The organism is Trinickia sp. (assembly GCF_051961175.1).
Classification (GTDB): Bacteria; Pseudomonadota; Gammaproteobacteria; order Burkholderiales; family Burkholderiaceae; genus Trinickia.
Window position 1 is genome coordinate 1 of the sequence record NZ_JBQCDN010000323.1, and the last position, 9,935, is coordinate 9,935.

Sequence of the window (9,935 nt, forward strand, 5' to 3'; positions counted from 1 at the left end):
TGAATCGTGGGAGCGTGTTCTCCCAGCTTGTAGATCGGCACAATGTCTCCTTTGGCGGGCGGCGCGCGGCCGGTACAATGCCGCGGCATGGATGGGCGGGCGCGCGCGTGTCGAATCGCACATTGTAAACGGTCCGTCCCTGACTGGTGGCGGGCACGCCCGCGCCGCCATGTCGCTGCCGTCCCGTATCCCGCTACGTGCACTATGTCTCTATCGTTGAATCGCCCCGTATCCGGCCCTTTGTCCACCGGCAATTGCGCCTCGAACATGCGCCGCTTGGCGTTGGCGGCGTTGTGCGAACGCGAGCCGGAGGCGAAGGTCGCCGCGGTGAACGCATTGCGCGACGGCTACGCGGCCGGCGAAGCAGTCTGTTGGCCTGACGAGAACATCGAGGAACCACCGCTCGTGCCGGGCCGTCCTGCCAAGCCGGAACTCGTCGAACCGCGTTCGTTGCGCCACCGCGGCATGCAGACCGAAGAAGGGCGGGCCGTGCTGCTTCATGCAATCGCGCATATCGAGTTCAATGCGATCAATCTGGCGCTCGATGCAGTCTGGCGGTTCGCGGGCATGCCGGAGGCGTTTTACGCCGATTGGCTGCGTGTTGCCGCGGAAGAGGCGCATCACTTCGGGCTGTTGCAAGCGCGGCTGGTGCAGTTCGGCCACACCTACGGTGATTTCCCGGCTCACGACGGGCTCTGGGATATGTGCGCACGCACGCGCGATGACGTTCTTGCGCGCATGGCGCTCGTGCCGCGCACGCTCGAAGCGCGCGGGCTCGATGCATCGCCGCCGATTCGCGCGCGTCTCGCTCAAGCAGGCGATGTGGCTTCGGCCGCGATACTCGACGTGATTCTGCGCGACGAAATCGGACACGTGCGCATCGGCAACGCATGGTTCCGATATCTGTGCGATGCGCGGGCTTTGGCGCCGCACGAGACTTATGCACGTCTTGCCGAGCAATACCGGGCGCCGCGGCTGCGCGGGCCGTTCAACTTCGAGGCCCGGCGCGAGGCCGGGTTCGACGAGGCGGAGCTGACGGCCTTGGCGGCCCATTCGCCCGGGGCGGCGGACGATCCGGATACCGGCAAGCCCCGCGAACGCTGAGCAGGCTGGGATGTCAGACGAGCGCCTCAGGGGAAACGGGCGCAGCTGAACGCCGCATCAATGGAGGAGGACGTCTAACCGTCGGCGCGCGGCGCCGCGGCGAAAGATTCGATAGACGATATAATCGAACGGTCATTCTTTTTTTGCTGCGCTCGCCGATACCAATCTCATTATGAATAACCCGCAATCCGATTTCGTGACCGTGCGCGGCGTCAAGCTGCACGTGCGGCGTTGGGGCAGCCCCGATGCGCCGACGCTGTTCATGCTGCATGGCTGGATGGATGTTTCCGCGTCCTTTCAATTCGTGGTCGATGCGCTCGGCGGCGATTGGCAGGTGATCGCGCCCGACGCGCGCGGCTTCGGCCTGTCCGATTGGCCCGTTGCCGAACGCGGCGGCGGCCATTACTGGTTTCACGAGTATCTGTCCGATCTCGAAGCATTGCTCGATCACTACGCGCCGGCGGGCCAGGTCAATCTCGTGGGGCACAGCATGGGGGCGAACGTCGTGTGCCTGTATGCCGGCGCGCGCCCCGAGCGCGTGCGGCGGGTGGTCGATCTCGAAGGATTCGGGCTGGCGCCGGCGCGCCCGAGCGAATGGCCACGCCGCTTGGCGGCATGGCTCGACGACATCCGCGAACCGGCGCGGTTGAAGACCTATGAGACGCTTGACGACGTGGGCGCCCGGCTGGTCAAGACGAATCCTCGGCTCGCGCCGGAACGTGCGCGGTTCTTGGCACGTCACTGGGCCAAGCTTGGCGATGACGGCCGCTATAGGCTGCTGGCCGATCCCGCCCACAAGCATCATGGGCCGTTGCTCTACCGCCTCGATGAAGTGATGGCTGTCTGGGCGAAAGTGACGGCCAAGGTTTTGCACGTGGAAGCGGTCGCTTCCCCCACCTTGGCCATGCTGGCCGGCGACATCCCGCTCGACGAGTACAAGGCGCGCTTCCAGGCCTTCCCCGACTGGCGTGAAAAGCTCATAGAAGAGGCTGGCCACATGGTGCACCACGATCAGCCGGAGCAGGTCGCGGCATTGATCGAAGGGTTTTGCGCGTAACGCGCGGTATGCATCACTTTTGTGATCGGGCGAGGGCCCAGCCAGCCCTCGCGTGCTCATTCCGGGCGCTTCGGGGCGAGCGGTTGGCCGGCTGACTTCGCAGGTTGCGGGTAAAATAAGATGAACACCCGATTCCGATAGCATGAACGCCGATCTCCATTGTCATTCGAACGTTTCCGACGGCCAGCTTGCGCCCGCCGAGGTTGCGCGCCGCGCGCATGCGGGCGGCGTCACGCTCTGGGCGCTGACCGATCACGACGAAGTGGCGGGGCAGGCGCAGGCTCGCAGCGAAGCCGAATCGCTCGGTATGGCGTACATCGCCGGGGTCGAGATCTCGGTCACGTGGGCGTCGCGCACGGTGCATGTGGTTGGGCTCGGCATCGATACGGCCTGTCCGGCGCTTCTCGAGGGGCTTCGCTCGACACGAAGCGGACGGACCGCACGCGCGCAGGCGATGAGCGACGCACTCGCCGCCATCGGCATCGAAGGCGCCTACGAGGGCGCGCGGCGTTACGTGTCGAACCCTGACCTGATCTCTCGCACGCATTTCGCGCGCTTCCTGGTGGAAAAGGGTTACGCGCAATCCACTCCGGACGTCTTCGAGCGTTATCTGGGCGAAGGCAAGCCGGGCTACGTGCCGCACCGGTGGGCGTCGCTCGAGAGCGCGGTTGAATGGATTCGCGCCGCCGGCGGGGTAGCAGTCATCGCGCACCCTGGCCGCTACAAGTACACGCCGCTGGAGTTCGATACGTTGTTCGGCCAGTTTCTGGATCTGGGCGGCAAGGCCATCGAAGTGGTGACGGGCAGCCATACGCCCGACCAGTACCGCGAATACGCCGACGTCGCACGTCGCTTTGGATTCGAAGCCTCGCGCGGGTCGGACTTCCACGCACCATCGGAAGGGCGCACCGAACTCGGCAAGCTGCCGCTGCTGCCGTCCGATCTCACGCCGGTTTGGGCGCGCTGGCTCTAGGCTGCTCGAAGCATGCGGCCGGCTCGATTGCCCGCCGCGCCTGGCGAGGCCCGCGGCTGGGCATCGCCGTATCCGCCGGCTCATCCATTGCTCGCACATGTCCCAATTCTTCAGGATTCATCCCGACAATCCTCAGCCTCGGCTGATCGCGCAGGCAGTGCAAATCATCAAGGACGGCGGCGTGATCGCGTTGCCGACCGATTCGAGCTACGCACTGGCTTGTCGGCTCGACGATAAAGACGCCGTGACGCGCCTGCGCCGCGTCCGCGGGCTCGACGAGCGGCAGCATTTGTCGCTGCTCGTGCGCGACTTGTCGGAGCTCGCGAACTTCGCCATGGTCGACAACCGGCAGTTTCGCCTGATCAAGTCGGTGACGCCGGGGCCCTACGTCTTCATTCTGCTGGCGACGAAAGAAGTGCCGCGGCGACTCTCGCATCCGTCGCGCAAAACGATCGGCTTGCGTGTTCCCGATCATGCCATCACGCTTGCGCTGCTCGAAGCACTGGGGGAGCCCCTGATCGCGACGACGTTGATTCTCCCGCAGGAAGACGAGCCGTTGAACGATCCGGAGGAAATCCGTTCGCGTCTCGAAAAGGAGATCGATCTTGTCATCGATGGCGGGGCGTGTCCGCGCGAGCCGTCGACGGTCGTCGATCTCACGGGCGAGGAGCCTGTGCTCCTGCGCGCGGGGCGCGGCGCGCTGGAGCCATTCGGGCTTGTTGCATCGTGAGCGGGACGCGCGTGGGCGGGGCCTGACCGGGCGCTTGCTACAATACCTCGATGAATCCCTCTTTGATCCAGACGATCGTCGTCTACGCGTTGCCGGTGATATTCGCGATCACGCTGCACGAGGCGGCCCACGGTTACGTTGCTCGACTGCTGGGCGACAACACCGCTTACATGATGGGGCGGGTCTCGTTCAATCCGATGCGTCACATCGATCCGCTCGGCACGATCGCGATTCCTCTTCTGCTTTATTTCGTGACCAACGGTGCCTTTATCTTCGGCTACGCGAAGCCCGTTCCCGTGTCGTTCGGCAATTTGCGCAATCCGCGCTGGGGCATGGTCTGGGTGGCGCTGGCCGGCCCGCTGTGCAACTTCATCCAGGCACTGCTGTGGGGCGTCCTGGAGCGGGTGCTCCCGGCGCTCGGCGTGAGCGAGCCGTTTTTCACGCGGATGGCCTCGGCCGGCATCGTCGTCAATCTCGTGCTGTGCGTGTTGAACCTGTTTCCTCTGCCGCCGCTCGACGGCGGGCGCGTACTCACGGCCTTGTTGCCGGTGCGGCAGGCGATTTCGTTCGCCCGGCTGGAGCGGTATGGTTTTTTCATCGTCATGGCGCTGTTGATGACGGGGCTCTTGACCAAGTTTTGGCTGCTCCCGCTCCTTTCGATCGGCTACGATGCCGTGACGACCCTCCTGACTCCTCTTGCTTTGCTCCTGAACTGACACCATGTTTCCAGATCGCATCTTCTCCGGCATGCGCCCCACAGGGTCGCTTCACCTCGGCCACTACCACGGTGTGCTCAAGAACTGGGTTCGGCTCCAGTCGGAATATCCGTGCTTCTTTTGCGTCGTCGATTGGCATGCGCTGACAACGCACTACGAGACGCCCGAGGTCATCGAAAAGAACGTCTGGGAAGTGCTGATCGACTGGCTTGCCTCGGGTATCGATCCGGCGCAGGCCACGCTGTTCATTCAAAGCCGCGTGCCGGAGCACGCCGAACTCGCGCTATTGCTGGGGATGAGCGCGCCGCTCGGATGGCTCGAGCGGGTGCCCACCTACAAGGAGCAGATCGAGAAGCTCAAGGACAAGGATTTGTCGACCTACGGTTTCCTCGGCTATCCGGTGCTGATGGCGGCCGACATTTTGCTGTATCGCGCATCGCTCGTGCCGGTGGGCGAGGATCAGGTGCCGCACGTCGAAATGACGCGCGAAATCGCGCGCCGGTTCAATTACTTGTACGGGCGCGAGCCCGGTTTCGAGGAGAAGGCGCTCGAAGCGGCGAAAAAGCTCGGCGGCAAGCGGGCGAAGCTCTATCACGAGCTGCGCAACGCCTACCAGCAGGACGGTGACGACGAAGCGCTCGAGCAAGCGCGCGCGATGCTGCAGGAGTCGCAAAGCCTGTCGATGAACGACCGCGAGCGGCTGTTCGGCTATCTCGAAGGGTCGCGCAAGATCATCCTCGTGGAGCCGCAGGTGCTGCTGACCAAAGCGTCGCGCATGCCGGGCCTCGACGGGCAAAAGATGTCGAAATCGTACGGCAATACGATCGGCCTGCGCGAAGACGCGGAGACGATCACGAAGAAGGTCCGCACGATGCCGACCGATCCCGCGCGCGTGCGCCGGACCGATCCGGGCGATCCCGACAAGTGCCCGGTTTGGCAATTGCATCAGGTGTACTCCGATGAATCGACGCACTCGTGGGTCCAACAGGGCTGCCGTTCCGCGGGGATCGGCTGCCTCGAGTGCAAACAGCCCGTGATCGAAGGGATCTTGCGCGAGCAGCAGCCGATGCTCGAGCGCGCGCAAAAATACATGGACGATCCCTCGCTGCTGCGCGCGATCGTCGCTGATGGCTGCGACAAGGCGCGCAAGTTCGCGACCGAGACGATGCGCGACGTGCGCGAAGCAATGGGGCTGTCGTACTCATGACGGCCACGCGCGTCCGGTTCCGTAGCGGCGGGCGCCCATGACCGGCCCGCACGATGGTGCGCCGGGCGTGCCGCTTGAAGGACGGGCGGAGCGGTCCGATTGGATCGCGCGGTGGTCGCATCTCGTCACGCCCGGGGGTACGGTGCTCGATATCGCGGCGGGCAGCGGCCGTCACGCGCGCTGGTTCGCCGAGCGCGGACATGCCGTCGTGGCGATCGACCGCGCCGAGGCGGCGCTCGCCGCGCTCGGCGGTATCGATGGCGTGCAGCCGGTATCGGCCGATCTCGAAGACGGGAGCCCCTGGCCGTTACCCGACACGCAGCGGTTCGCCGCCGTGGTCGTGACGAACTACCTCTATCGGCCGCTGTTGCCGCGGCTCGCGTCGCTTTTGGCGCCCGGCGGAATTTTGTTGTACGAAACGTTCGCGCGCGGGAACGAGACGATCGGCAAGCCGTCGAATCCGGCGTTCCTGCTGGCGCCTGGCGAACTGCTCGAAGCCGTGCGCGGGCAGCTGACGGTCGTCGCGTACGAGGACGGTTACGTAGCGCTTCCCCGGCCCGCTTTCGTGCAACGAATCTGCGCGGGCCTGCCCGGGCAGCGGGGCGCGAACGACACCTGCGGGGGCGCGACGCTCGCGCGTTACGATTTGGCCGGTTAATCCGCTACAATCGCGTTTTCACGTTTGAATTCATGGCGTTTCATGGCTAACGGCACATCCAGCGGTACCCAAGGCGGGCTTTGCATTCGCGGCAGCATCCCGGCGATCGTCACGCCAATGCTCGAAGATGGCGGGCTCGATCTGCCGGCGTTTCGCAAGCTGATCGATTGGCATATCGACGAGGGCACCGACGCGCTTTGTGTCGTCGGAACGAGCGGTGAATCGGCCACGCTGTCGGTCGACGAGCACGTCCTCATGATCAAGACGGCCGTCGAACACACGGCTGGACGTATCCCCGTCATCGCCGGCGCGGGCGGCAATTCCACCGTCGAAGCGATCGAGTTGACGAAGCAGGCGAAGGCCCTTGGAGCCGACGCCACGCTGCAGGTCGTGCCCTATTACAACAAGCCCACGCAAGAGGGCATGTATCGCCACTTCTCGAAGATCGCGGAATCGGTCGATCTGCCGGTCGTTCTCTATAACGTGCCGGGCCGGACAGTCGCCGATATGGCAACCGAAACCGCACTGCGTCTCGCGCAAGTGCCGGGCATCATCGGCATCAAGGAAGCGACGGGCAACCTCGAACGTGCGGCGCACCTGATTAAAGGTGCGCCCGCCGGGTTCTCGATTCTCAGCGGCGACGATCCAACCGCCATCGGGCTCATGCTGCTCGGCGGCCACGGTAACATCTCGGTCACGGCGAACGTCGCGCCGCGCGCGATGAGTGAGCTGTGCAAGGCTGCGATCGCGGGCGACGCCAAGACGGCGCGCGAGATCCACTTCAAGCTGCTGTCGGTGCACAAGAATCTGTTCATCGAAGCGAACCCGATTCCCGTGAAATGGGCGCTCGAGCAAATGGGACGGATCAAGGGTGGCATCCGGCTGCCGTTGACGCCGCTCGATGCGCGGTACCACGAGGTGGTGCGCGCTGCGCTGGCCGAAGCGGGGCTACTCGGCTAAGACGGCTGGCGGCGGCCACCGCCGCCTTATCGGATTCATTGCATTCATCGACGTCGGTACAGAGTCACAGTCGCGCGCTCGGCGCCGTCGCAGGCATGTGTTGCGCATCACGAAGGACCTCATGAAACGTTCCGCTTTCTCTATCCATGCCATCCGCGCGGCGGCACTCGTGCTCGCCATTTCGGCCCTCGCAGGGTGCGATACGCTCAACGACTGGTTTGCCACCGATCGCGTCGACTACAAATCGACGGGTTCGGCGCCCCCGCTGAAGGTGCCGAGCGATCTGAATGAAGCCAAGGTGCAGTCGCAGTACACGGCGCCGCCCGCGAGCGCCGCACTGGGCGGCGCGCCGACGCGTAACGTGACCACGGCCGGCAATTCGAGCGAGGGTGTGCCGAATGCGCAAGATCCGCTCGGCATGCACGTCGAGCGTGACGGCGATCGCCGCTGGCTCGTGGTCGACGGACGCACGCCCGATCAGCTCTGGCCGCAGCTCGAGGCGTTCTGGAAAGCGAGCGGTTTCGTCTTGAAGACCGATGCGCCCGCAACGGGGATCATGACGACTGATTGGGCGGAAAACCGCGCGAACATTCCCGACGACTGGTTCCGCCGCACGATCGGCCACGTCATCGATTTCGCTTACTCGTCGGGTACGCGCGACAGCTTCCGGACACTCGTGGAGCATGGGGCGAATGGCGCGACCGATATTTCGATCACGCATAGCGCGCTCGAAGAAATGATGACGGGGCAGGATAAGAGTTCGTCGCGCTGGGTCGAGCGTCCGCGTAATCCGGTGCTTGAAGCCGTGTTCCTGTCGAAGCTGATGGAGCAATTCGGTTTGACCGAGGCGCAGTCGAAGCAACTGATCGCCGATGCGCGGCCTGCTTCGGCGCCCGCCAAGATCGATATGAGCGGCGGCACGACGACGCTCGATCTGGCCGATCGATTCGACGTGGCCTGGCTGCGCGTCGGGCTCGCGCTCGATCGGACGAACTTCACCGTCGACAATCGCGATCGCGAAAAGGGCATCTACTACGTTCGCTACGCCGATACGGCGCAAGAGCTGAAGGGCGACGGTTTGCTCGGGAAGCTGTTCTATAGCAAGCCGAAGCAGCAGTCGGGCAAGGAATTCCTCGTCAACGTTCACCCGAACGGCACGGGCACTGAAGTGTCGGTTGTCGATGCGAGCGGTCAGGTCGATACGTCGGCCGAGGCCAAAAACCTCATTTCGCTGCTGCACGCCCAGCTGAACTGATCGTTATTCCATGCGCTTTGCCAGCCTCGGCAGCGGTAGCGAGGGCAACGCCCTCGTCGTCGAGGCCGCCAGCGGCCAGACGACGACGCGCGTGCTGGTCGACTGCGGGTTCTCCGCGAAAGAGCTCGAACGCCGCTTGGCTCGCCTTCAATACGGCATCGATGCGCTCGATGCCGTGCTCATTACTCACGAACACAGCGATCACATCGGCAGCGCGTTGACGCTCGCGCGCAAATGGTCCTTGCCCCTCTATATGAGCTGGGGGACGGCAAAGGCCGTCGGTGCGGATAGCAGTGACATCGATTTGCACGTGCTATGGGGCGATGAGACGGCCGTCATTGGCGATCTTCAGGTCTTGCCCTATACGGTGCCTCACGACGCTCGCGAGCCGCTTCAATTCGTTTTTTCCGACGGCGTGCACCGCTTAGGCGTCCTAACCGACGTCGGCGCCTCGACGCCGCATATCACCGGCATGCTGAGCGGGTGCGATGCCCTTGTGCTCGAATGCAACCACGATACCCGAATGCTTGCGACGAGCCGCTATCCGCAATCGCTGAAGGCGCGGATCGGCGGTAGTCACGGACACCTGAGCAACGATGCGGCGGCGCAAATTTTGGCGGCGTTGGATCGGACGCGGCTTTCGCATGTCGTCGCTGCGCATTTAAGTCAGCAAAACAATCTGCCGGAGCTGGCGCAACAGGCGCTGGCGGACGTGCTTGGCACGGCGGCCGAGGACGTCATGGTCGCGTCGCAGGCGCTCGGGTTCGACTGGCTCGGATGCGGTGGCAGTGGGACGTGAGCTGACGGGAGGGACGCTCGAACGAGCAAAACAAAACGATAGTCAACAAAACAAAACAGGCAACAAAAAACCGGCTCAAGGCCGGTTTTTTGTTGCCTCGTTACAGGCAGGTGCTTCTTACTGGCTTGCGCCCGAAGCAGCAGCAGCGCCCGACGCAGCAGCGTCCGAAGCAGCAGCAGCGCTCGAAGCAGCGGCACCAGCGTCGCTCGCAGCAGCCGTGGCGTCGCTCGCAGCAGCAGCAGCGCTCGACGCAGCAGCGTCCGAAGCGGCAGCAGCGGGAGCCGAAGCAGCGGCAGCGTCGCTAGCCGGAGCGGCAGCGTTTTGGTCGCTGCTCTTATTGCACGCAGCCAGTGCAACAGCCGCCAACAGGGATGCTACGAGGAGGGATTTCTTCATGATCACGTCCTTTTATGGTTAAAGGTAAGCAACAGCGCGAAATAATACCGGTAATGTGCTCCAACACCAACCTAGGCCGC

The 9,935-nt window shown here is 64.1% G+C and carries 11 protein-coding genes; 10 read left to right on the forward strand and 1 reads right to left on the reverse strand.

The window, feature by feature from the left end; all coding sequences use genetic code 11:
* Positions 1–204: 204 nt before the first annotated feature.
* The 10 genes from ACTHL0_RS19450 to ACTHL0_RS19495 all read left to right on the forward strand — a co-directional run bounded on the left by ACTHL0_RS19450 (position 205) and on the right by ACTHL0_RS19495 (position 9,459).
* Positions 205–1,104 (forward strand): ferritin-like domain-containing protein, encoded by a 900-nt coding sequence (locus tag ACTHL0_RS19450; RefSeq protein WP_440568500.1) that lies wholly within the window; start codon positions 205–207, stop codon positions 1,102–1,104.
* Positions 1,105–1,276: 172 nt separating this feature from the next.
* Positions 1,277–2,161 (forward strand): alpha/beta fold hydrolase, encoded by an 885-nt coding sequence (locus ACTHL0_RS19455; protein ID WP_440568501.1) that lies wholly within the window; start codon positions 1,277–1,279, stop codon positions 2,159–2,161.
* Between the two features lie 142 nt (positions 2,162–2,303).
* The gene (locus tag ACTHL0_RS19460) at positions 2,304–3,134 is read left to right on the forward strand and encodes a 3',5'-nucleoside bisphosphate phosphatase (protein ID WP_440568502.1); all 831 of its coding nucleotides are present in this window, start codon (positions 2,304–2,306) and stop codon (positions 3,132–3,134) included.
* Positions 3,135–3,231: 97 nt separating this feature from the next.
* On the forward strand, positions 3,232–3,864 hold the full coding sequence (locus ACTHL0_RS19465) for an L-threonylcarbamoyladenylate synthase (RefSeq protein WP_440568503.1): 633 nt from the start codon (positions 3,232–3,234) through the stop codon (positions 3,862–3,864).
* Positions 3,865–3,914: 50 nt separating this feature from the next.
* On the forward strand, positions 3,915–4,580 hold the full coding sequence (locus tag ACTHL0_RS19470) for a site-2 protease family protein (protein WP_440568504.1): 666 nt from the start codon (positions 3,915–3,917) through the stop codon (positions 4,578–4,580).
* 4 nt (positions 4,581–4,584) lie between these two features.
* Positions 4,585–5,787: a tryptophan--tRNA ligase gene (locus ACTHL0_RS19475; protein ID WP_440568505.1), complete on the forward strand. Its 1,203-nt coding sequence runs from the start codon at positions 4,585–4,587 to the stop codon at positions 5,785–5,787.
* Between the two features lie 37 nt (positions 5,788–5,824).
* Entirely contained in the window at positions 5,825–6,445 is a 621-nt protein-coding gene (locus ACTHL0_RS19480; protein WP_440568506.1) for a class I SAM-dependent methyltransferase, read from the forward strand.
* 42 nt (positions 6,446–6,487) lie between these two features.
* A complete protein-coding gene (gene dapA, locus ACTHL0_RS19485; RefSeq protein WP_440568507.1) occupies positions 6,488–7,405 on the forward strand; it encodes a 4-hydroxy-tetrahydrodipicolinate synthase in 918 nt (305 codons plus the stop codon).
* Between the two features lie 121 nt (positions 7,406–7,526).
* Positions 7,527–8,660, forward strand: coding sequence for an outer membrane protein assembly factor BamC (gene bamC, locus ACTHL0_RS19490; RefSeq protein ID WP_440568508.1), 1,134 nt, complete (start codon positions 7,527–7,529; stop codon positions 8,658–8,660).
* A gap of 10 nt (positions 8,661–8,670) precedes the next feature.
* Positions 8,671–9,459 carry an MBL fold metallo-hydrolase gene (locus ACTHL0_RS19495; protein ID WP_440568509.1) on the forward strand — a complete coding sequence of 263 codons (789 nt, stop codon included), beginning with the start codon at positions 8,671–8,673 and terminating at the stop codon, positions 9,457–9,459.
* Between the two features lie 117 nt (positions 9,460–9,576).
* Here the strand turns inward: ACTHL0_RS19495 and ACTHL0_RS19500 are convergent, their stop codons facing one another.
* On the reverse strand, positions 9,577–9,855 hold the full coding sequence (locus ACTHL0_RS19500) for a hypothetical protein (protein WP_440537304.1): 279 nt from the start codon (positions 9,853–9,855) through the stop codon (positions 9,577–9,579).
* Positions 9,856–9,935: the final 80 nt, after the last annotated feature.